Annotated in this window: 15 protein-coding genes, 1 tRNA gene and 4 pseudogenes; 6 read left to right on the top strand and 14 right to left on the bottom strand. The window is 62.5% G+C overall.

Annotation, left to right across the window (positions count from 1 at the left end; translation table 11 throughout):
* Positions 1-48: 48 nt before the first annotated feature.
* Both ACFXS9_RS29125 and ACFXS9_RS29120 read right to left on the bottom strand, forming a co-directional pair.
* Positions 49-823, bottom strand: a pseudogene (locus tag ACFXS9_RS29125) (alpha/beta fold hydrolase).
* 259 nt (positions 824-1,082) lie between these two features.
* The gene (locus ACFXS9_RS29120) at positions 1,083-1,550 is read right to left on the bottom strand and encodes an Hsp20 family protein (RefSeq protein WP_028350462.1); all 468 of its coding nucleotides are present in this window, start codon (positions 1,548-1,550) and stop codon (positions 1,083-1,085) included.
* 248 nt (positions 1,551-1,798) lie between these two features.
* Here ACFXS9_RS29120 and ACFXS9_RS29115 point away from each other — a divergent pair, with 248 nt between their 5' ends.
* Entirely contained in the window at positions 1,799-2,746 is a 948-nt protein-coding gene (locus ACFXS9_RS29115) for an alpha/beta fold hydrolase (protein WP_392694777.1), read from the top strand.
* A gap of 77 nt (positions 2,747-2,823) precedes the next feature.
* Positions 2,824-3,234 (top strand): GFA family protein, encoded by a 411-nt coding sequence (locus tag ACFXS9_RS29110; RefSeq protein WP_392694774.1) that lies wholly within the window; start codon positions 2,824-2,826, stop codon positions 3,232-3,234.
* Between the two features lie 34 nt (positions 3,235-3,268).
* On the opposite strand, the gene ACFXS9_RS29105 is transcribed toward ACFXS9_RS29110, so the two are convergent.
* Both ACFXS9_RS29105 and ACFXS9_RS29100 read right to left on the bottom strand, forming a co-directional pair.
* Positions 3,269-3,940: a hypothetical protein gene (locus ACFXS9_RS29105; protein ID WP_392694772.1), complete on the bottom strand. Its 672-nt coding sequence runs from the start codon at positions 3,938-3,940 to the stop codon at positions 3,269-3,271.
* A 157-nt stretch (positions 3,941-4,097) separates the two neighbouring features.
* Positions 4,098-5,908: pseudogene (locus ACFXS9_RS29100) on the bottom strand (tetratricopeptide repeat protein).
* 198 nt (positions 5,909-6,106) lie between these two features.
* On the opposite strand from ACFXS9_RS29100, the gene ACFXS9_RS29095 reads away from it, so the two are divergent.
* On the top strand, positions 6,107-6,757 hold the full coding sequence (locus ACFXS9_RS29095) for a LysE family translocator (protein ID WP_392700070.1): 651 nt from the start codon (positions 6,107-6,109) through the stop codon (positions 6,755-6,757).
* Positions 6,758-6,761: 4 nt separating this feature from the next.
* Here the strand turns inward: ACFXS9_RS29095 and ACFXS9_RS29090 are convergent, their stop codons facing one another.
* Positions 6,762-7,514 (bottom strand): sulfite exporter TauE/SafE family protein, encoded by a 753-nt coding sequence (locus ACFXS9_RS29090; protein ID WP_392694770.1) that lies wholly within the window; start codon positions 7,512-7,514, stop codon positions 6,762-6,764.
* A gap of 185 nt (positions 7,515-7,699) precedes the next feature.
* On the opposite strand from ACFXS9_RS29090, the gene ACFXS9_RS29085 reads away from it, so the two are divergent.
* The gene (locus ACFXS9_RS29085; protein ID WP_392694767.1) at positions 7,700-8,593 is read left to right on the top strand and encodes a LysR substrate-binding domain-containing protein; all 894 of its coding nucleotides are present in this window, start codon (positions 7,700-7,702) and stop codon (positions 8,591-8,593) included.
* Between the two features lie 45 nt (positions 8,594-8,638).
* Here the strand turns inward: ACFXS9_RS29085 and ACFXS9_RS29080 are convergent, their stop codons facing one another.
* From ACFXS9_RS29080 to ACFXS9_RS29065, 4 genes and pseudogenes are all read right to left on the bottom strand, one after another.
* A complete protein-coding gene (locus ACFXS9_RS29080; RefSeq protein WP_392694765.1) occupies positions 8,639-9,607 on the bottom strand; it encodes a Bug family tripartite tricarboxylate transporter substrate binding protein in 969 nt (322 codons plus the stop codon).
* A 147-nt stretch (positions 9,608-9,754) separates the two neighbouring features.
* Positions 9,755-10,534 carry a histidinol-phosphatase gene (gene hisN / locus ACFXS9_RS29075; RefSeq protein ID WP_392694762.1) on the bottom strand — a complete coding sequence of 260 codons (780 nt, stop codon included), beginning with the start codon at positions 10,532-10,534 and terminating at the stop codon, positions 9,755-9,757.
* A 663-nt stretch (positions 10,535-11,197) separates the two neighbouring features.
* Positions 11,198-12,084, bottom strand: a pseudogene (locus ACFXS9_RS29070) (N-formylglutamate amidohydrolase).
* Positions 12,085-12,132: 48 nt separating this feature from the next.
* Entirely contained in the window at positions 12,133-12,405 is a 273-nt protein-coding gene (locus ACFXS9_RS29065) for a hypothetical protein (RefSeq protein ID WP_392694760.1), read from the bottom strand.
* Here ACFXS9_RS29065 and cpdR point away from each other — a divergent pair.
* Entirely contained in the window at positions 12,404-12,763 is a 360-nt protein-coding gene (gene cpdR / locus ACFXS9_RS29060; RefSeq protein WP_392694758.1) for a cell cycle two-component system response regulator CpdR, read from the top strand. The genes ACFXS9_RS29065 and cpdR overlap by 2 nt on opposite strands.
* A gap of 134 nt (positions 12,764-12,897) precedes the next feature.
* A tRNA-Val gene (locus tag ACFXS9_RS29055) sits at positions 12,898-12,972 on the top strand.
* Between the two features lie 340 nt (positions 12,973-13,312).
* Here ACFXS9_RS29055 and ACFXS9_RS29050 read toward each other — a convergent pair.
* The 5 genes and pseudogenes from ACFXS9_RS29050 to ACFXS9_RS29030 form a co-directional block, all read right to left on the bottom strand.
* Positions 13,313-15,076 carry an adenylate/guanylate cyclase domain-containing protein gene (locus ACFXS9_RS29050; RefSeq protein ID WP_392694755.1) on the bottom strand — a complete coding sequence of 588 codons (1,764 nt, stop codon included), beginning with the start codon at positions 15,074-15,076 and terminating at the stop codon, positions 13,313-13,315.
* 130 nt (positions 15,077-15,206) lie between these two features.
* Positions 15,207-17,352, bottom strand: a pseudogene (gene mdoH / locus ACFXS9_RS29045) (glucans biosynthesis glucosyltransferase MdoH).
* The gene (locus tag ACFXS9_RS29040) at positions 17,340-18,848 is read right to left on the bottom strand and encodes a glucan biosynthesis protein G (RefSeq protein WP_392694752.1); all 1,509 of its coding nucleotides are present in this window, start codon (positions 18,846-18,848) and stop codon (positions 17,340-17,342) included. The pseudogene mdoH and the gene ACFXS9_RS29040 overlap by 13 nt, the downstream one beginning before the upstream one ends.
* 120 nt (positions 18,849-18,968) lie before the next feature.
* The gene (locus ACFXS9_RS29035) at positions 18,969-19,439 is read right to left on the bottom strand and encodes a hypothetical protein (RefSeq protein WP_392694749.1); all 471 of its coding nucleotides are present in this window, start codon (positions 19,437-19,439) and stop codon (positions 18,969-18,971) included.
* A 66-nt stretch (positions 19,440-19,505) separates the two neighbouring features.
* A complete protein-coding gene (locus ACFXS9_RS29030) occupies positions 19,506-21,218 on the bottom strand; it encodes an FAD-dependent oxidoreductase (RefSeq protein WP_392694746.1) in 1,713 nt (570 codons plus the stop codon).
* Between the last annotated feature and the right edge of the window lie 22 nt (positions 21,219-21,240).

Here is a 21,240-nt window from a genome sequence, read left to right as displayed (position 1 = left end):
CCACAAGAAACGCCCCGGTCTTTCCGGGGCGTTTTTCATTGCGATGCGCTATTCGTGCTGGCCGGCGGCGGCCAGGATCAGATCGGCGACCTTGTCGGCCTGAGAGACCAGCGACAGGTGGCCGGCGTCCAGTTCGACCGTCGTGGCATTCATGCGCTTGGCGAGATACCGCTCGAGATCGGGATTGATGGTGTAGTCCTGCTTCGACACGGCGTACCAGCTCGGCTTGCTGTGCCAGGCGGCTGCGGTGGTGCGGCCGGCGAAAATGGAAGCCGCGGTCGGCCATTGCACTGCGTACAGAACTTTCGCGGTCTTGGAGTCGACGCCGTTTGCGAAGTACTTCAGGAAGGCGTCCTCGGACAATTTGGTGAAGCCGTCATGCTCCTGAACGCCGGCCCGCGCGGGGCCGGCCGGAAATTTCTGCGAGAGCGCGACGAAGTCCTCACCCGCATCGGGCGCGCGCCGCGATATAGACCAGCCCCGTGACCTTCGGGTCGGTGCCGAGTTCACTGATGACGGTGCCGCCCCAGGAATGCGCCACCAGCACGGTCGGGCCATCCTGCTGCGCCAGTGCGCCGCGCGTTGCGGCCACGGAATCTTCCAGCGAGGTCAGCGGATTCTGCACGGCAGTCACGTGAAGTCCCGCTGCCTGCAGCCGCGGAATGACTTTCGACCAGCTCGATCCGTCGGCCCAGGAGCCGTGCACCAGCACGACATTTTTCACTTTGACCGGTGCCGCGGCCTGCGCCGGCGTGGTGAGTACGCCAAACGATCCTGCAAACACACTGGCGGCGAGCGCCGCAACAATCTGTAACTTCGCCATCGATCTCTCCTGATTGGATACGTCTGTTGAAGTGCTGGGTGCAAAGTGAGTACGTCGCCGAACTTGAAATGTTACGCGTCAGGTGCCGCCGATATCGGGGGCGCGCGGTCAAGTAGTCGTCGCGGAAGCGGACATCATCTAAATTCGCTGTTAATGAGCGGAGCCGGATTGCGCCGTCTTCGTGATGCGCGTACAAAAAAACGCCCCGGTCTCCCCGGGGCGTTTTCGCGTTCAGCCAATACCGGCTGAACCTACCGTGTTACGCGGCGACGGAAGCGTCGACCACCTGCGGGGCCTGCGCGCCCGAATTGATCGGAATGCTGCGCGGCTTCTTGGCCTCGGGGATCTCGCGGACGAGATCGACGTGGAGCAGGCCGTTCTCGAGCGAGGCGTTCTTCACCTGCACGAAATCGGCAAGCTGGAAGACGCGCTCGAAGGCGCGTGCGGCGATGCCGCGGTAGAGCACTTCGGATTTGTCCTTGCCGTTCTCGTTGGCGGTTTTCTCGCCCTTGATCGTCAGCGTGTTTTCCTTCGCGACGATCGAAAGTTCTCCCTGCGAGAAGCCGGAAACCGCAACGCTGATGCGGTAGGCGTTCTCACCGGTGCGCTCGATGTTGTAGGGCGGATAACCGGGGCTGCCGTCGGAGGTCACCTGATCGAGCAGGTTGAAGAAGCGGTCGAAGCCGACGGTGGAACGATAAAACGGGGTAAGATCGTAGGTACGCATAGGATAGTCCTCCATTGAGCGACTGTTGCAATTACCCGCCCGCCATCGGGCCGGGCTTTAGTCCTGTGCAGCCTCAGTTTTTGGAGCCTTGGCTTTTTTGGAGCCTTGGGTTTGGTTCCGAAACACTGGCAGTGGCCTGCACAGAAGTGATATGGGAGGGGTGAAACGGCGTTCAAGAGAGGCGAAACAGGCCCTTTTTTACGCTCCCGCCTTGATTTTTAGCCCTTTTCACCTACTCGGTTCCCGTCATGACGCTCGTCTCCATTCCCGCCAATCCGGTTCCGGAGGACGTCGTCTCGGGCACCATCAAGACGCCCGACGGCGCGGAACTGAGGTTCGCGCGCTGGGCGCCGCCGGCGGGGCGCAAGGGCACGGTCTGCGTCTTCACCGGGCGCAGCGAGCAGATCGAGAAATATTTCGAGACGGTGCGTGACTTGCGCGATCGCGGCTTTGCGGTGGCGATGATCGACTGGCGTGGCCAGGGGCATTCCTCGCGCCGCCTGCGTGATCCGCGCAAAGGCTATGTCCGCGACTTCTCCGATTTCGAAGTGGACGTCGAGACCTTCGTGCAGCAGGTGGTGCTGCCGGATTGTCCGCCGCCGTATTTCGCGCTGGCGCATTCGATGGGCGGCGCGGTCATGCTGCGGGTGGCGCATGCGGGAAAACGCTGGTTCGACCGCATGGTGCTGTCGGCGCCGATGATCGACCTGCCAGGGCGCACGACGTCGTTTCCGACCCGGGCGCTGCTTCGGATCATGCGGCTGATGGGGCAGGGCGGCCGCTACGTGCCCGGCGGCAGCGATGCGCTGACCGGCACGGAATCTTTCATCAACAACCCCTTCACCAGCGATCCCGTGCGCTACGCCCGCAACGCCGCGATCCTGGAAGAAGACCCGACGCTGGGCATCGGCTCGCCGACGGTGGCGTGGGCCGACACCGCGTTCAAGGCAATGAATACCTTTCGCGGCATGAACTACCCGTCCGAAATCCGCCAGCCGATCCTGATGCTGGCCGCCAGCAACGACACCATCGTTTCAACGGCGGCGATCGAGGAATTCGCCTATCACTTACGCGCCGGCTCGCATTTGGTGATCGCAGGCTCCAAGCACGAGATCCTGCAGGAGCAGGACCGCTACCGCGCGCAATTCTGGGCTGCGTTCGATGCGTTCGTGCCGGGCACGCCGCTGTTCAAATAGTTGCTTGCCGCGATTTAAGCCGGTTCAATCGGGACGCGAACCGCGCTGGCGGTACTTTGGGTCTGGAGAATGCCGTTATGATTCGTGGAAGCTGCCTATGCGGTGCCGTCAGGTTTGAAGTCGATAAGGTACGATCGATCACACACTGCCATTGTGCCAATTGCCGCAAGCTTACCGGCGCGGCATTCGCAACGTACGCTCACGTCGAAGTTGACAAGTTTCGATTTTCGGCCGGCGAGGACATGACCGTACGCTATGAATCCGAGCCAGGCAGTTTCCGGTATCGTTGCAAGATCTGCGGCTGCCTGACGCCAGGCAAGGCAAGTTATCTGGAGACGGTCAGTATCCCCGCCGGTCTTTTCGACGACGATCCCAATGTTCGGCCGCGTCTACACGTATTTACGTCGTCACGTGCGCCCTGGTGGACGATTCAGGACGACTTGCCCCAGTACGAAAAATGGGTTCCGGGCTACGGGCCGCAGCCGTAGCGAATGGGTGGCAGGCCGCACCCGCCTTCGGCAGTTATCTTCCGGCCGCTGGCTTCGGCAGCCGTGCCGTGATCCGTTCCGGCAGCCGCTTCTCGACGAACAGCGTCCTGACCTCGGCGACGCTGAGGTAGCGTGCCTCGCCTTCGCCCTTGCCGAGGATTTTCAATAGGACCGGCCACTCGCCCTTCATCAGGATCGGGAAGTACCAGCGCGCGGCATCGCCGTCGCGCTTGATATTGTCTGCCATGAAGGCCTCGATCTCCTTCGCCGTCAGCCCGATCTCGATGCCTCCAGCGGGATCTTTGCAGTCCCTGCCGAAGCTGGCGAGCCGTTCGATCTGGTCTTCATGGACGTTTGCTTCGGCGTCGAGAATGCGTGAACCGCCGCCATGCTTGTCGAGCGGGCCGTTGCGCAACTCGTCGAGCACGGCGCCGGACGTTGCGCTCTTGAATACGCGCAGCGGCCCGAGGCCGTTGGCAATGACGGCGACCATCCAGGCTTTCCGCCGCACCCCTTTTTGGGCCGAGCCGGTTTCGCCGCTGGCCAATCCGATCATTTCGGAGAGTTGCGAGAGCGGCACGACGTGGCCGCCGACATAGCCGTTGGCGACCAATGCGCGCAGGAACGGGCAGGGATTATTGGGCGAAACGGGTAACTGCCCGGCAGGCGCAGCGCCCGGGGCGGTGGCAATGCGTTGGTCCGACATGGCTCAAGTCCTCAAAGGCGCCGAATATGAAAAATGGTCTGTCACCGACGCGGAGCGGATGACGGTTTTGAAAAGAAAATTCGGCGGGGCGCTACTTCAGGGTGTGGCAAGTTTTGGCGGAATTCGACGCCGTGTCAACCGACCGGCTCACACACGCTCAGGAATCTGCGGCAAGCTTTGGCGAGGATTCGACAAGGGTCAATCTGGTGAAGGGGATGCCGGCCTTCACAAGGCCGTCGCGGTAATGGGCAATATCGCCCGGCAGCTTCCAGCGGAAATTACGCAAGTGCCGGTCGACGGTCAGGCCGGGATAGTTGCTCAGCAAAACTTCGGCAGCGTTTGCCGCTTCCGCAGTCCGGCCCAATTGAGCCAGGGCTGCCGCCCGGATCGCGAGTGCCTGAAGGTGATTGGGATTGGTGTACAAGGCCTCGCGCGCCCACGACAGCGAAGCATCATATTGTCCGAGCATATAGTGGCTGAATGCGTTTACTGCCGCCCATTGATATCTGGGGTCGTTGTTGCCCTGCTGCGCCGCCATCGTAAACAGTTCGATCGCCTGCCGGTGTTCTCCGTTCACGAGATGACATACGCCGAGCACGCCGCGGGCGCCCATGTCGTATGGGTTAAGCCCTACCGCCCGCTTGGCGGCATCCATCGCCGCCTCGAAGTGACCCTCCTGCGCGTGCAGATAGCCCAGAATCTGAAACGCAAAGGACGAACGGGATCGAGTCGGACGCTGCTCACCGCGAGTTCCATTGCGGAGTCCCATAATTCGCGCGTGCTCTTGATCCATCCGAAGTGGACACCCTGAGTCAGAATGGTAGCGAGATAGGCGCGCGCGATCGACAGCGTCGGATCGAGTGCGATGGCTTCCTTGAACAGGCTGATCGCGGTTTCGTAGTCCGCCTTGCTGTGCAGGTAGTAGTGGGACAGCCCTTTCAGGAAACGATCCCAAGCGGTGATGTCGTTCGATGAGGAGCGGGACGGGGCGGAGGCTTCCGCCCGGTAGATTTCGGCCGCGATTGCTGCCGACAGGCTGGTGGTGAGTTCGTCCTGCATTGCGAACAGGTCGCCCATATCGCGGTCGAACCGGCCGGTCCACAATTGCTCGCCGGTTTCGGGAGCGATCAGCTCGGCGGTGACACGAACTTTGTTGGCGGCACGCCGGACCGAGCCCTGGATCAGGTAGGTGGCATCGATCTCGCGTGCGATCAGGCGCGTGCTCACGTTCTTGCCCTTGAACGAGAACGTCGAGTTCCGGCCCAGCACCCGATAGAACGATTGCAGTGATAGCGCGTGGATCAGGTCCTCGGTCAGCCCGTCGGAAAAATACTCGTCCGCGCTTTCGCTCAAATTCGTGAACGGCAGCACGCCCACGATCGCGGTGCGATATTGGGCAGGCAGGTTCGTGGCCGATATCTCGGACTCGGCTTTACGGGCCGGGCTGCTGTCGATACCCCCGGGCTGCCAGGTCCAGACATGGATCGGCTCCTCGATGTTCTTGAACCGGTAGGGACCGGCGTCGACGAATGTGACGCTGAGGCGCTTGCCCGCTTCATGACAGGCCTTGCCCGAAACCGCCACGCCGCCGGGGGCGGCGACCGATTCGAGGCGGACCGCGATGTTGACGTCGTCGCCGAACACCTCGTCTTCGTCGGCCATCACGTCGCCCATGTGGATGCCCATGCGAAACTGCATGGCGCGATCGGCGGGCAGGTGCTCGTTGCGTTCCGCCATCACCATCTGCATCGCGACCGCGGCCTCGATGGCGCCGACGATAGAGGGAAATTCCAGGAGGAAGCCGTCGCCGGTGTTCTTCACCAGACGGCCGCCATGATTGAGGATGATCGGATAGATCGCGCTTCGATGGGCCTTGAACGTGGCGTGCGTCCCCGCCTCGTCGGCTCCCATCATTCGGGAGTAGCCGGCGACGTCAGCGCAGACGATGGCTGCCAGGCGTCTTTCCATATCCCCACTATATCCTCAATGACACCCGAACGGGCAGGATAACCACTACGCGGTCAGCCAACCAATTCCAATGTTTATAAAATATGCGCAATCCGGTGGAAGCCCGATTTGCTCATGATAGTACTGCAATCCCTAAGGGATTGGCATGTGCGCAATAGGGCCGTGGGGCGCCCAGGGAACCGTCAAATGATGACAGAGATGCTCGGCATTCACCAAGTCTGGCTATTCATCCTCTCGGGCCTGCTGCTCAACATCACCCCGGGGCCGGACACGGCCTACATTATCGGTCGCAGCATCCAGTTCGGATGGCGCGGCGGGGCGGCGGCGGCGACCGGAATCAGTGCCGGCTGCCTCATTCACGTCTTCGGCGCCGCCATCGGCCTGTCGGCGCTGTTGATGGCGTCGTCCGCGGCCTTTGCGGTCCTGAAATGGGTCGGCGCCGCCTATCTGCTGTTTACCGGTGTCCAGATGCTGCTGTCGCGTTCGCGCCCGCTGGCGGAGGCGGGAGTGGCAGGCAATGGCTCGGCAGGCAGCGAGACATCGCTTGCCCGCGTATTCTGGCAGGGCGCCCTGACCAACGTGCTCAATCCGAAGGTGGCGCTGTTCTTTCTGGCGTTCCTGCCGCAGTTCGTGGCCGCGGAGTCTGCCCACAAGACCCTGGCGTTCCTGGTACTCGGCCTGATCTTCATCACCAGCGGCACGTTGTGGTGCTTTTGCATCGCCGCCTTCGCGGCCCGGGCCGCGGGCCGTATCCGGCAATCGGCCGGCGCGGTAGCCTGGATCAACCGCGCACTCGGCGGGCTGTTCGTCTATCTCGGTATCCGCGTGGCGATGCTGGAGGCGCGCTGACGCCTCAGCCGTGTATTTTCACGAGCGCGTTGCCGGCGATATAGAGCCCGAGAAAGATCATCGCGATCAGGAACCAGCGGCGGAATACGTCCGGATGCATCCGCGTCCGCACCGCCTGTCCGATGAACATGCCGGCAAAGGACGCCGCCATCGCGACCGCGCCCGGCAGCGCGGTTGCCGCCGTCAACAGGCCGGTGGTGGTGAGGCTGAAGGCGAGCGCTATCGTGGCGACGGTGAAGAACACGCCGAGCGCCTGCACCAGTTCGTCTTTCTCCATGCCGATCGCCTGCATATAAGGCATCGACGGAAATATCTGAACGCCGGTCGCGGCCGACACCACGCCGGTGATCAGGCCGACGATGCCGCCGATCCATTTCTCGTCGCGGCGCGCAACCTTGAAGTGGAGCTTGCTGAGACCGAGGATCGCATAGATCACCAGCAGCGTGCCGAGAACGACGGTGCCATAGGGCGCGTAGGGGCCGGTCAACAGTCCCGCATTTAGCCAGATGCCGGCGACGGTGCCGGCCATCAGCGGCCACAGCCGCCGCATGATGTCGCGCAAATACGGGCCGCCAAAAGTCTGCCAGATATTGGTAACGATCGCCGGCACGATCACGATCGCAATCGCCTGCGCCGGCGGCATCGTCACCGCGAGCAGGCCCATCGATACCGTCGGCAGGCCGAGCCCGATCACGCCCTTGATGAAACCGGCCAGCAGGAAGGCTGCGGCGATAAGAATGAGCATGGAATCGAACATGGGCGGACATTGACCTATCGGCGTATCAGGCACAATCTGGAGATTACGGAGACAGCCTTCGGCTAGGGCGAAGGCTGATGCTATTCTCCGTCATTGCGAGCGCAGCGAAGCAATCCATCTCGCGGCGCTAAGAAAGAATGGATTGCTTCGCTGCACTCGCAATGACGGGTCCACAAGGAATCCCCATGCGTTTCGATCTGGTCGATCTTCAGCTCTTCATCGCGGTCGCCGAGACCCGCAGCATTACCAATGGCGCGCATCGGGTCCATCTCGCGCTGGCGTCGGCGAGTGAGCGGATCAAGGGCCTGGAAGAAGCACTCGGTGTTTCGCTGCTGAGGCGCGGCCGCCGCGGCGTCGAGTTGACGCCGGCCGGCGAAAGCCTGCTCGACCATGCCAGGATCGTGCTCCACAACATCGAGACCATGCGCGGCGATCTGGCCGACTTTGCCCGCGGCATGAAGGCCACCGTCCGTTTCGTCGCCAACACGTCGGGGCTTTCGGAATATCTGCCGAAGACGTTGGCTGCCTTTCTGGCCGCACATCCTCACATTTCGATCGACGTCGAGGAACGCGAAAGCAGCGACATTGCCCGCGCCATCGTCATCGGTGCCGCCGATCTCGGGCTTGCCGCCGAACACGCGCTTGCAGACAATATCGAGCGGATGCCGTTCAGCGAGGATCGGCTGGTGCTGGTTGCCGCGCGGAATGACGAACTGGCTAATCGGCGGCAGGTCGATTTCGCCGAAGTGGTGGAACGCGATTTCGTCGGCTTGATCAGTTCGATCGCGCTGCACGCCCATGTCAGCGGACACGCCGCGCGTCTCGGCGCGCGGCTGCGCTTTCGTGCGCGGTTGAACAGTTTCGATGCGATTGGTCAGATGGTCGCCGCCGGCATCGGGATTGGCGTGATGCCTGAAGTCGCGGCGAAGCGATGCGCGCGATCGATGAAGATCAATGTCATCAGGATCCGGGACTCCTGGGCCAACCGGCGGCTGGTGATCTGCGCCCGGAGCTTTCGGGCGCTGCCCAAGCCCGCGCAGCAATTGGCCGAGCACCTGCGCAAATCTGCGCCACGCTGAACATGCGAGGGAGCGTGAATGCTGACGGTCTGGGGAAGCCCGGCGTTACTTGCCGGTGGCGAGGCCGGCAGCCTTGATGACACGCTCCCACTTTTGGGCCTCGGTTCCGATGTAGTCGCGAAAATGCCCCGGCGTGTTGCCGGCGACCGTCAGGCCCTGATCTGCAAGCTTCTGCTTCACCTGCGGATCGTTCATCGCCTCGTTGGCGACGCGGTTCAGGGTGGCGACGATCGCCTCGGGCACTCCGGCCGGCGCGATCATGCCGTACCAGTTTTCGATCAGGAGATCGGGCATGCCGACCTCGGCAGTGGTCGGCACATCGGGTGAGGTGGACGCACGTTTTGGCGCGCCAAGGGCAATCGGGCGCAGGCTGCCTGCCTTGATATGCGGCAGCAGTACCGGCAGATCGAGGAACGCCATCTGCACCTGCTGGCCGAGCAGATCGTTGATAGCAGGCGCGGCGCCCCGGTAGGGCACGTGCACGATGTCGATTCCGGCTGTCTGCTTGAGCAGCTCACCGGCGAGGTGCGGCATGCCGCCGACACCGGCGGATGCGAAATTGAGTTTCCCGGGCTGTGCCTTGGCGAGCGCGATCAGTTCCTTCATGTCGCCGGCGGGCACGTTGCTGGCGACGACCAGCATCTCCGGCACTGTCGTCACCAGCGTGACCGGCGCAAAATCCTTCGCGACGTCGTAGGGCACCTTTTCCATCGCCGGGTTGATGACCAGCGCGCTCGCGCTCACGATTCCGATCGCGTAGCCGTCGGGGGCTGCCTTTGCGACCGCGTCCGTGCCGAGCACGCCGCCCTGGCCGCCGCGATTGTCGATCACGATCGGCTGCTTTGTGATTTCGGACATGCGCTGGCCGACCAGCCGCGCGATGATGTCGTTGGGACCGCCGGCCGGGAACGGCACGATCAGCTTGATCGGTTTGTTCGGGAAATCCTGCGCTGAGGCCAGCGTCGGCAACAATAGCAGCGCCAGTCCGGCAAGCAGCTTGCTCAGCGGTCTCATGAGTGCTCCCCGATCCCGCATCTGACGTGCGTGTTCGGGCATCGTACGCGATGAAGCGCTCAATGCAAGGTTCCGCGATTGCACCGGGAGCGAAGCAGCAGTTCGTCGGTACGCGCGCGCCTTACCAAACGCTGGGTGTGGCCGTCTCTAGCTATTCAGCAACTTCAGCGTGGCCTCGTGCACCCGGGCATCGCCGGCGGCGACGATGCGGCCGCCGCGCTGGGCCGGTCCGCCCTCCCAATTGGTTACGACACCGCCGGCCCCGGTGACGATCGGGATCAATGCCGCGATGTCATAGGGCTTGAGTTCGGTCTCGACCACGAGGTCGAGATGGCCGGCCGCCAGCATGCAGTAGGAATAGCAGTCGCCGCCATAGCGCGACAGCTTCACCGCATTTTCGACCCGGCCGAAGATCTCGCGGTCGGCGGCGTTCATCAGCAGCGGACTGGTGGTGAAGGAGGTCGCCTCCTTCAGCGATGCGCAGCGGCGCACCGTCAGCCGGCGCTCGCCGGATGGCCCGGAATAATGCGCCGAGCCGCTATCGCCGGAAAACCGCTCGCCGATATAGGGCTGGTGCATCATGCCGAACACCGGCGTGCCCTTGTGCAAGAGCGCGATCAGGGTGCCCCAGATCGGAAATCCCGCGATGAAGGATTTGGTGCCGTCGATCGGATCAAGCACCCAGACATAGTCGGCATCCTCGCGCTCGTTGCCGAATTCCTCGCCGACGATGCCGTGCTGGGGGAAATTGGCCTTGATCAGCCGGCGCATGACGGCCTCGGCGGCGCGGTCGGCCTCGGTGACCGGATCGAAATCGCTGGCGCTCTTGTTGTCGATCGAGAGTGAGGTTCGGAAGAACGGCAGGATGGTCTCGCCCGAAGCGGTAGCAAGGCGCCCGATAAACGCTGTAAAATCGATGACCGTCACGGCTGTCCCTTACCGCATTAGAAATGCCGCCTCTTGCCCATAGCGTTTTCGAGCGAAGTGGATACCGGTTCGCGTGAAGAAAACGCGTCAAAATAAAAGCTAGAGCTTCGGTTCTGATTCAATCAGAACCGAAGCTCTAGCCCAATCCGAGCTGCCGCGCATCGCCAACGGCACGTTATTCCCATTCGTCTTGCGCACGGACTTTCGAATCGCTTTCAGAAAGGCTTCGTTTCAGGCGTGGATTTTTGGTTAGCCCGGCCATCACGAAGTCGCGAGTTTTGGCATACCAGCACTGCAGTAAGCACGGAACTGACGCGACTACATATCTAAGTCATTGATATAATTGAACTAAAGACCAGATACGCCGGTGTTGCCGATTCGCCGGAGTGGACCCGGTTTGCACCGAAAGCGATCCGAAAACTCTTGCCTTTTGTGCAGCGCGGTCGCATATTGTTGCGGTGCGGTAGCGCCTCGCGCTATCGCTGCCCTCCTTGGGCGTTTCCTCCCTAGACTTGGGCCGCTTGTTCATTCAAGCGGCCCTTTTTTCTTTCTGGGTGCACGTCATTCCGGACGTCGCGCAGCGGCGATACGGAATCTCGAGATTCTCAGGTGCGCAATTGCGCACCATAGTTCACGCTTCGCGTGCCCCGGAATGACGAAGCGTCATTCCGCCGCCGCCTGGAACGGGCCGAGGTCGCCGAGCGGCACCTGTGCCAGCGCGTCCGCCAGCATCGCGAAATCAGTGACCACCTGGGCAAAGCGCGGGCTGCGCTCCCTGCGCCGCTCATCCATGTAGATCGCGCGGTTGAGTTCGAGCTGCACGGTATGCAGGCCGCTCGCAGGGTTGCCGTAGTGCTCGGTAATGAAGCCGCCGGCATAGGGCTTGTTGCGGCCGATCGAATAGCCGAGCCCGCTCATGATGTGCTCGACGACATCGGGCAAAAGGCTCGCGCAACTGGTGCCGTAGCGATCGCCGATCACGATATCGGGCCGCCGTGGCTCGTCTCTGGACACGCCGACCGACGGCATCGAGTGACAATCGACCAGGATCACGGTCCCGAACGCCTGATGGGCCTTGTTGATCAGCCGCCGTAACGCGCGGTGGTACGGCTTGTAGAGCGCCTCGATCCGCCCCAGCGCGTCATCGACGGAAAGCCGTTCGCGATAGATTTCCTGCCCGTCGCCGACGACGCGCGGGATGGTGCCGAGGCCGCCGGCCACCCGCATCGAGCGGGTATTGGCAAAGCTCGGCAGGCGGCCGGTGAACATCCGCGGATCGAGTTCATAGGGCTCGCGGTTAACGTCGACATAGGAGCGGGGGAAATTGACCCGAACCGTCGGAAAGCCCTGGTCGCTCAGACCGCCGATCAATTCGTCCATGAACGAATCCTCGACCGGCGCAGCGCGGCAAGGTCGATCCGGGAGGCGTTGAGGAATTCGGACGGGTAGACCGAGCCCGAATGGGGCGAGTTGAAGATGATCGGCGCCCGCCAGCGCTGCGGCTCCACGATCTCGAAGGGAGGCGACAGTTCGCCATCAAACTGGGTCATCGTCGGGCGCCGTCCCTTGAATGTCCGCATTTCCCTTCGGCCGGCCGGTCATGCGACCGATTCTGCCGGAAGGGCGGGTATTGTAAGGATGCATTGTCCGTAATCGTAATCATTCTGCCAAGCGAAAAAAGCCACGGTTCTCCTGGAAGGTGTCGCAATCGCCTGAAAAGCGCCGCCTTGATCGATCCTGATGCGCGCAGCTACAGAAATAGCGCCGCCCGCTGCTGCCAAGAAGCCGTTACCTTTCACCCGAAATTTACCCTCTGTCGGGCTTAGTGGGCGCAATGATCCTCCAAGCCAGGTTCGACGACTGACCGCCATGCACAAGATCCTCCTCGCCGAAGACGACAACGACATGCGACGTTTCCTGGTCAAGGCGCTGGAAAACGCCGGGTTTCAGGTCTCGCCCCACGACAACGGCATGTCGGCCTATCAGCGGCTGCGCGAGGAGCCGTTCGAGATGCTGCTGACCGATATCGTGATGCCCGAAATGGACGGCATCGAGCTGGCGCGCCGCGCCTCGGAACTCGACCCCGACATCAAAATCATGTTCATCACCGGCTTTGCCGCGGTCGCCCTGAATTCCGATCTGGAGGCGCCCAAGAACGCCAAGGTGCTGGCCAAGCCCGTTCACCTCCGCGAACTGGTCAGCGAAGTGAACAAGATGCTGGCGGCCTGATTCGGCGGCTATTTCGTTCGAAAAGGCACCAGAAATTAGTCCCGAGCATCCTTGCCCGGGCGCTTTGGAGCCGATATACGGACCCCACCCAATACGAATAAAGCTGGAGCGGGATGACAGGTCATCCCATTCCGGGGCGCGTAGCTCAGCGGGAGAGCACTACCTTGACATGGTAGGGGTCACAGGTTCGATCCCTGTCGCGCCCACCAGCCTTCGCTTGCTTCGCAAGCTACGGCTCGGCAAGCCATACTCAGCCCTATCGTAGCGAAGCAAGCGAAGGCTGCCGCGGCGCAGCCCGAAGGGCGAAGCCGGGCTCCATCCGTAACCAATCATTTTCGCAAGCTACGGCTCGGCAAGCCATACTCAGCCCTATCGTAGCGAAGCAAGCGAAGGCTGCCGCGGCGTAGCCCGAAGGGCGAAGCCGGGCTCCATCCGTAACCAGTCTTTTTCGCAAGCTACGGCTCGGCAAGGCACGCGGAGACCGTCAGGTCGAGGCGTGTCCGGCGCAGCTTGAACAAAGTGAAAGCGAAGACGCTGCTAGTCGCAAACTCACGCCGGTAACCCCGCCTTGAGCAGGCCGGCCTCATGACGCGCCCGGTCGGCCTCCTGCTTGTAGTGCTGGGTCGCGAGATAGGCGGCCACCGAAAAACCCGGTTCAAGCTTGACCACCTCTGCGGCATGCGCGCCGGCCGCAACGGCGTCGCCCATCTGCGCGAAGATGGCGGCGAGGAAGGCGTGATGGGTGAAGTCGGGCCGCGTGATCCGCGCGAACGCCTCTGCGGCTTCGGCATATTTCTCCGCGCAATAATACGCGCGACCGAGGTGGCTCCAGAACCGCTCGGGGTGGAACGGGTTGAGGCGCATTGCCTTCCTGATCCAGTCGATCCCTTCTTCCGGCCGCCCCAGCCAGGTTAGAAACTCGCCCTGCTGCACCACGACGATATCGTAGTTGGGATTGAGCGCGAGTGCCCGCTCCTGATGGTAGGCCGCCCTGTCATGATCGTCGCGCGTCAGGTTCACCGCGGCCAGGATGCGGTGAACGTCGCTGTCATTGTCATCGAGCGCCAGCGCAATCTGCAACTCGTCAGCCACCTGCTGGAAGGTGGCGTCGCGATCTTCGCACCATCCGTAGACCCAGGTCTGGCCCAGCACGCACGCCTTCCAGGCGTGGGCGTGCGCATAATTCGGATCGAGCGCGATGGCGCGGTCGAGCAAGATCTGGGCCTGCGCATTGTCTTCACGTCGTGAGCGGTGGTGCAGGACTTTGGCGGCGAGCACGCATTCATAGGCCGCCATGCTGTCCGGCCGCTTGCGCTTTGCCCGTTCCTGCGTGGCGGCCTCGACGCGGCCGGGAAGCGTGGCAACGATCGCCCCTGTCACCTCATCCTGGATGGCGAAGATATCCTCGAGCTTTCGGTCATAGCGTTCGGCCCAGACATGCCGATCGGTTTGCGCGTCGATCAACTGCACGGTGACACGGACGCGATCGCCGACCTTGCGTACGCTGCCCTCCAGGACATACTCGACGTCGAGTTCGCGTGCGACCTCCTGCACCTTTACGGCTTTGCCCTTATGCACGAAGGTCGAGTTCCGCGAGATGACGAGAAGGTCGCGGAAGCGCGACAGTTCGGTGATGATGTCCTCGGTGAGGCCGTCGGCAAAGAATTCCTGCTCCGGATCGCCGCTCATGTTGACCAGCGGAAGCACAGCGATGGACGGCTTTCTGGTAGCGGACGTCGCCGCCGAGCTATCCTTGCCACTCTCGGCCGCTGCGGTTGCCGGCTCAAGCCGCACCCGAAAGACGTGGATCGGGCGGCTGATATTCTTGACGCTCTGCTCGCCGAGATCCTCAAATGCGATCTCGTCGAGCCGATCACCGACTTGATCGCGCACCGCCCCCGAGACGCATATGCCGCCCGGCTCGGCGAGCACCTCGAGCCGCGCCGCGACATTGACGCCGTCGCCAAAAATGTCGTTTTCCTCGATGATGACGTCGCCCAGATTGATGCCGATGCGGAACTGAATCCACCGCGCCGGCGACACGTCGGCATTGCGCCGCATCATCCTGCGCTGGACCTCGGCGGCGCACAGCACTGCGTCGGCAACACTCTGGAATTCGACCAGCAGGCCATCGCCGGTAGTCTTGATAATGCGACCGCGATTCTTGGCGATGACCGGATCAATGAGCTCAAGCCGATGGGTCTTCAGGCGTGCGAGTGTCCCTGCCTCGTCGACCTCCATCAGCCGGCTAAAACCGACCATGTCGGCGGCAAGGATTGCTGCGAGCCTTCGCTCGGGTCCGGGCGTTTCCATTTTTCGCCTCGCTGGCAGGCAGTCTAGCAGATTTGCCGTGCCGGCCAAGACTGGACGGCCGCCAGACCCATCCCAGTCGATCACCCACTCTAGATTGCAATGATGAGGTAGAATTTCGAAGGGGCTCGTCTCACGCTCGATGATCGGGCAGCGCCAACAAGCCTGTAAGAACCGTCGGCGCATTGAGCACCGCGAACTTCTCGCGCGGGCTCAGAAACCCCGCCGCCTCCTCGAACGTTTCGGCATCCTCGATCTTCGCGCGCGCGATCGCGAGATGCGGATCGACGTCGCCGCGCTTCCGCGGCTTTTGTCCGGAGAGGTTGTTCAGGTGTGCTTCGAGCAGGCGAGCATCGTCGAGCAATTCGCGCAGCGGGCAGGGGAGCGACGAATGCGGCGCGCTAGCCAACTCATTGGCGCGTGCCAGCACCGGCGGCGGCGCCGTCTGCTCGGGGGTCCTGAACAATCCGGACTTGCGGTTTGCACCCGGTGACGACGACAGCATCGCGATCGGAATGGAGAGCAACAGACCGAGGATCACCGGCGTCATCCACAGCAGCAACGACAGCGAGACGGCGTAGGCGCTGATGGCCATGGCGATGCCAATCAATGTCGGCACCGAATAGGTGCTGACGATGTCGCGCTGCGCGACTGCGCCGTCGTCCCGGCGCTGAACCTGCCATCCTGCATCGCGCCCGAACAGGATTTCGCCGACAGCGGACGACTGGAAGATCATCATGACGGGCGCGGTCAGACCGGAAAGGATTGTCTCGGCCCCGATGCCGCCAAGCACCAGCAGGCCGCCGCCGAACTTCCTGCGCGTGTCGCGATCGGCAAGGAGCACGATGAAGGCCAGCAGCTTCGGCACGATCAGCATTCCCATCGTGCCGGCAAATACCCATGCTGCCAGGACCGGATCCTGCGCCGGCCATTGCGGAAACAACGAATATCCTTTCGGAAAATATTCGGGCCGTACGAACTGCGCTTGCAACGAGACCAGGATTCCGAAAACAAGAAAGATCAGCCAGAGCGGCGCGGTGAGATATGACCCGATCCCCGTCAGCAGATGAAGCCGCGAGACCCAGTGAAAGCCGCGGGTCGGCAGCAGCGCCAGATGCTGCAGATTGCCCTGGCACCAGCGACGGTCACGCGCGGCAAAATCTGAAAGCGTGGGCGGAGATTCCTCGTAGCTGCCGCGGAGCGTCGGCGCCATGTGGATGGCCCAGCCGCCGCGTCGCATCAGCGCCGCTTCGATGAAGTCATGGCTCATGATATGCCCGCCGAACGGCTTGCGTCCGCTGAGTGCGGGTAGGCCTGCATGTTGTGCAAAGGCGCGGACGCGAATGATGGCGTTGTGGCCCCAGTAATTGCCTTCCGAGCCATGCCACCATGCGATCCCCGCGGCCAGCATCGGACCGTACAGGCGGCCTGCGAATTGCTGCCAGCGCGCGAACAGCGATCTTGCATTGACGATGACCGGTAGCGTCTGAATCAGCGCGGCCTTCGGATGCGCCTCCATCGCGGCGACGAGCCGAACGATGCTGTCGCCTGTCATCAAGCTGTCGGCGTCCAGGATCAGCATGCATTCATATTTGGAGCCGAACCGCCTGACCCATTCCTCGATATTGCCCGACTTGCGCGCGGTGTTCTCGGGGCGGTGGCGATAGAAGATTGCGGCTGATCTGCCGACGTCCTGCCGAAGCTTGAGAAAACATTTTTTCCTCGGCGATCCAGATCGCGGTGTCGGTGGTGTCGCTCAGCACGAACCAGTCGAACTGCGCGCCGTGTCGGGTCTGCTCGACCGATTCATAGATCGCGCGCAATCTCGCCAGCACGCGATAGGGGTCCTCATTATAAGTCGGCAGCAGCATCGCGGTGCGGCTGCGTATCGCGGGCAGAGGCGCACTGGCGTCGATGCCGAGCTCGTCCTTCCTTCTCATCAGCAGCACGAAGAAACCGCCAAGCGCCGACATGAAGGAGAAGGCGATCCATGCAAACAACAGCACGAACAGCGCAAGGATGATCGACTCCAGGACCGTGACACCGCCGACCCGGAGCACCCGGTACATCTCATAACAGCCTGCCGCGGTCAGGATCGCGGTGCCGGTCAGAACGAAGGCGCGCCGGATCCACAGCGGCGCAAAATCGGGCGCTGGCGGCGGCTCAAACCGCCGCAACGCCTGCACCGTCATATCCGTCGGCGATTCCGGAGGAAGGAATTCGGTCGGCGGGATATCCCGCCTTCCGGGCGAGCCGCCGGGTTTCGTCAAGGTGTCCATCGATAAACCCAGACCTCCGATACCGCCTCCTCGTTCTGCATGAGCGATGCGCGGAGTTCGACCGGGGTCTTTTCCTTCAACAACTCGAAGCTCAATCGCCAGCCGCCTGTCGCCGGGTTCGGCTGGGTAACGATGTTCTGAATCTTCGCCTTCTCGGCCGTCACGACACCGCGCAAGTTTTTCGGATCGACCGATTTCAGCCGTTCGCCGGTCACGTCGAGCACGAAGAGTGTAGCGTTGTCGCCTCGTGTGCCGATCCCAGTCCGGGAAAATCGCGCCAGTGAGGCTGGCTTTGGAGTATCCGGCCCCCAGTGCAAACGATAGGTGTAGGTGTGTTCGCCTTTGGCCGGCAACGCCGCTTTGGGGCGCCAGAACAATGCGATGTTGTCGTGAATCTCTTCCTTGGTCGGGATTTCCAGCAGCTTCACCTCGCCTTCGCCCCAATCGCCGATCGGCTCCGCCCACAGGCTTGGCCGGCGCTCGAAATTCGATTCCAGGTCCTGGTAGGCGGAAAAATCCTTCTGACGCTGCATCAGGCCGAAGCCGCGTGGGTTGAGATCGCCAAACGAAGAGACCTGAAGGTCGCGCGGGTTGTGCAGCGGCCGCCAAAGCTCCTCGCCGCGGCCGTTGAAAACCGCCAGGCCGTCCGAATCATGCACCGACGGACGGAAGTCTTCGACGTCCTTGCGGTCGTTCGGTCCAAAGAAGAACATGCTGGTCATCGGCGCGAGGCCGGCTTGTTGCAGATCGACGCGCGGATAGATCGCCATTTCGACGTCGAACACGGTGGTGTCGCCGGGACGAATGGTGAAACGGTAGGCCGCGGCGGCGCTCTCGCTGTCGAGCAAGGCGTGCACAACGATGGAGTTGGCGCCCGGCGCCGGCTTCTCGATCCAGAACGTCTTGAAGAACGGAAATTCTTCGCCCTTGGCTTCGCCAGTGTTGATGGCGAGCCCCCGCGCCGAAAGACCGTACAATTGTCCCTTGGCAACGGCGCGGAAATAGCTTGCGCCGAGAAAGACGCAAACCTCGTCATAATAGTCCGGCTTGTTGATCGGCGCATGAAGCCGAAAGCCGGCAAAGCCGAGATCGACTGCCGGGCCGGGCGGCGCCAACTCGCCGAATGAAAACAGGTCGGGCCGGTAGGCGATCGGTGCCGCCTGGCCGTCCTTCACCTCGAAGAGGTCGACCCGGTTTTTGTAGAAAAATCCGCGATGAAAAAACTGGACCTCGAACGGTAATTTTTCGCCGCGCCATAGCGCGCGGTCCGGCAAGAACCGGATCGCCCGATACCGGTCGTAATCGAGATTTGCAAGATTGTCGGGCAGCTTCTCGCTTGGCGCCTTGTAGGCTTTGCTTGCGAGGTCGCGCGCCATTTGCCGGACGATGGATCGATCGAACGGCGCAGGCTGGGCATGGGCGGCGGGCAAAAGCCCGGGCGCTATGCCAGTTGCCAATGGCAAAGCGGAAACAGCGAGGAAATCCCTGCGATTCACGAAACAACCTCGCGGTTACTGATGCGGACCATCGGCAACGCAGTGCATATCGGACGGTTCCCCGCGCCGGAATAGAACTGCTGTTTTTTCCCGATTGCCTAAGATCCGGTCACGAGCGCGCTAGCTTCGTAGCGTATGGCTTATCCGCGTGACCACGTTGTCCCACTGGCGTTTTTCGGAGACGGGATAATTGATCAGCACGCAGTCGAGGGTGCCGTTGCCGCGGTTGCAGCGGTTGTACCAGATCCGGTCCTTGCGAATGCTGGACACAACGAAGAAATCAGATGTGATCCGCTTATAGATGATGCCGGCAGGCGGCCGCATCTTGGCCAGGAACGTGGCGGGCGAATCGTTGCCGGGATTGGGAACGGATTGCACCGTCAGGTCGGCGCGGCGGTCGTCGGTGAAGAAGCGCCGTCCTGTGCCGCCTTCCGGCGGTCCGGCGTCGACGCTGAAGATCGAGACCGGCATGTCGACGCTGGTCCCGGTGCTCGCGATCTCGTATCGCCGCCATTCGGTGTCGCCGGCAAAGGCGAGGATGGGAACGAAGCTCAAAGCGACGATGGCAGCGCAAAAGTGCAGCACACGCATGGAACGATCTCCGGTTCGATTCGAGACAATCGATTCCATCGAGGTTCGTTCCAGCTCCGGACATTTCTAGAGCGCAGCCCCGCCTGCGATATGCTTCCCCGCGATGTATCCAAACGTCAGCGCGGGGCCCAGCGTGATACCGGCACCGGGATAGTTGCCGCCCATGATGCTCGCCATGTCGTTGCCGGCGGCGTAGAGGCCAGTGATCGGCTGGCCGTGTTCGTCGAGCGCGCGGGCATGCGCATCGGTCTTGATGCCGGCATAGGTGCCGAGATCGCCGACCACCAGCTTGATCGCATAGTACGGTCCGTCCTTGATCGGCGCGACGCAGGGGTTCGGCCCGTGCAGCGCATCGCCCTGGTAGCGGTTATAGGCGCGCGATCCTTTGCCAAACGCGGGATCGCGCCCCTCCGCGGCCGAGGCGTTGAACTCGGCGATCGTCGCTTCGAGCCCCTGTCGGTCGATGCCGGTTCTATCAGCCAGTTCAGCCAGTGTTGCGCCGCGCTTGAGGTAGCCGGTGGCGAGATGATGGCGTAGCGGCATCGGAAACGGCGGCACGCAGCCGAGGCCGTATTTTCGCAGCGCGCGGTGATCGCACACCAGGAACGCAGTGATCTCCTCGCCGGGCTTTGCAGCCTTCACCATTGCCTGCACGAAGTCATGATACGAGTTGCCTTCATTGGCAAAGCGCCTGCCGTCGCGCATCACCGCGATGACGCCGGGTTTCGCGCGGTCGATGAAATGCGGCATCACGCCCTTGGAGCCGTCCTTGCGCTCGGTGATGGAGACCGGCACCCAGGCAGCCGCGTTCGGCAGCGTATCCTCGATGCGGCCGCCGGCGGTCTCTGCCAGCCGCAATCCGTCGCCGGTGTTGCCGACGGGGCCCGGCGAAAAATGTTCGGCGCCGGTGGGCGCGTGCGGAAACATCGTCTTGCGCCTCGCCGCATCATGCGGAAAGCCGCCGCAGGCGAGCACCACGCCGCGCCTGGCGATGATGCGCACCAGCTTTCCCTTGCGTTCGACGACCGCGCCCCGCACCGCGCCATCCTCGACGATCAGTTCATGCACCGGCGAGGACAGCCACAACGGAATTTTCAGGTCAAACGCGGATTTCGCCAGCCGCCCGGCCAGCGCATTGCCGTTGGTCAAGGTCATGCCGCGGCCGTGGCGCATCACGTCCATCAAATGCTTCGACAGGCGTTTTGCGACGTAGACCGCCGAAGTCAGCGATCTGGTCGCCCGCATGAAATGGATGATCTCCTTGCCGGAGCCCAGCATCATGCCGAACACGGTGAGTTCGGGGAGGGGATTGCCGAGATCATTAATATGCTGGCCCAGTTCGCGACCGTCGAACGGCCGCGTTACCATCGAGCGACCGCCCTGCGCGCCGCCGGGGGACTCCGCGTGGTAATCCGGAAAGGTCAGCGGCATGTCGAACTGCACGGCCGTCTCGCTGGTGAAAAAGTCCACCGCCTCGGGACCGGCGGAAAGAAATGCATCGACGCGCGCGGCATCAAAACTGTTGCCGGCTTCGTGGCGCAGATAGGTTCGCGCCTGGTCCGGGCTTTCCTCGATGCCCCACGCCTTCGCCAGCGAAGTGCCGGGAATCCATAGCCAGCCGCCGGAACGGGCGGTGGTGCCGCCGAAGCGCGGCTCCTTTTCGACGATGAGAACGTTGAGCCCGTGATGTCCCGCGGTGACCGCTGCCGACATCCCGGCACAACCAGAGCCCACCACCAGCGCGTCGCATTCGTAAGTCTCTTGTTCGTTGCCAGCCACGCGATCCGCCTTGTGTTTCCAT

Origin of the sequence: Bradyrhizobium sp. RDI18 (assembly GCF_043203335.1) — a bacterium.
GTDB lineage: Bacteria > Pseudomonadota > Alphaproteobacteria > Rhizobiales > Xanthobacteraceae > Bradyrhizobium > Bradyrhizobium retamae.
This window is presented reverse-complemented; position numbering and strand designations above follow the sequence as displayed.

Coding starts and splice junctions, on each gene's coding strand:
- ACFXS9_RS29120 (WP_028350462.1), bottom strand. CDS start 1,550: ATGCGTACCTACGATCTTACCCCGTTTTATCGTTCCACCGTCGGCTTC.
- ACFXS9_RS29115 (WP_392694777.1), top strand. CDS start 1,799: ATGACGCTCGTCTCCATTCCCGCCAATCCGGTTCCGGAGGACGTCGTC.
- ACFXS9_RS29110 (WP_392694774.1), top strand. CDS start 2,824: ATGATTCGTGGAAGCTGCCTATGCGGTGCCGTCAGGTTTGAAGTCGAT.
- ACFXS9_RS29105 (WP_392694772.1), bottom strand. CDS start 3,940: ATGTCGGACCAACGCATTGCCACCGCCCCGGGCGCTGCGCCTGCCGGG.
- ACFXS9_RS29095 (WP_392700070.1), top strand. CDS start 6,107: ATGCTCGGCATTCACCAAGTCTGGCTATTCATCCTCTCGGGCCTGCTG.
- ACFXS9_RS29090 (WP_392694770.1), bottom strand. CDS start 7,514: ATGTTCGATTCCATGCTCATTCTTATCGCCGCAGCCTTCCTGCTGGCC.
- ACFXS9_RS29085 (WP_392694767.1), top strand. CDS start 7,700: ATGCGTTTCGATCTGGTCGATCTTCAGCTCTTCATCGCGGTCGCCGAG.
- ACFXS9_RS29080 (WP_392694765.1), bottom strand. CDS start 9,607: ATGAGACCGCTGAGCAAGCTGCTTGCCGGACTGGCGCTGCTATTGTTG.
- cpdR (WP_392694758.1), top strand. CDS start 12,404: ATGCACAAGATCCTCCTCGCCGAAGACGACAACGACATGCGACGTTTC.
- ACFXS9_RS29065 (WP_392694760.1), bottom strand. CDS start 12,405: ATGGCGGTCAGTCGTCGAACCTGGCTTGGAGGATCATTGCGCCCACTA.
- ACFXS9_RS29050 (WP_392694755.1), bottom strand. CDS start 15,076: ATGGAAACGCCCGGACCCGAGCGAAGGCTCGCAGCAATCCTTGCCGCC.
- ACFXS9_RS29035 (WP_392694749.1), bottom strand. CDS start 19,439: ATGCGTGTGCTGCACTTTTGCGCTGCCATCGTCGCTTTGAGCTTCGTT.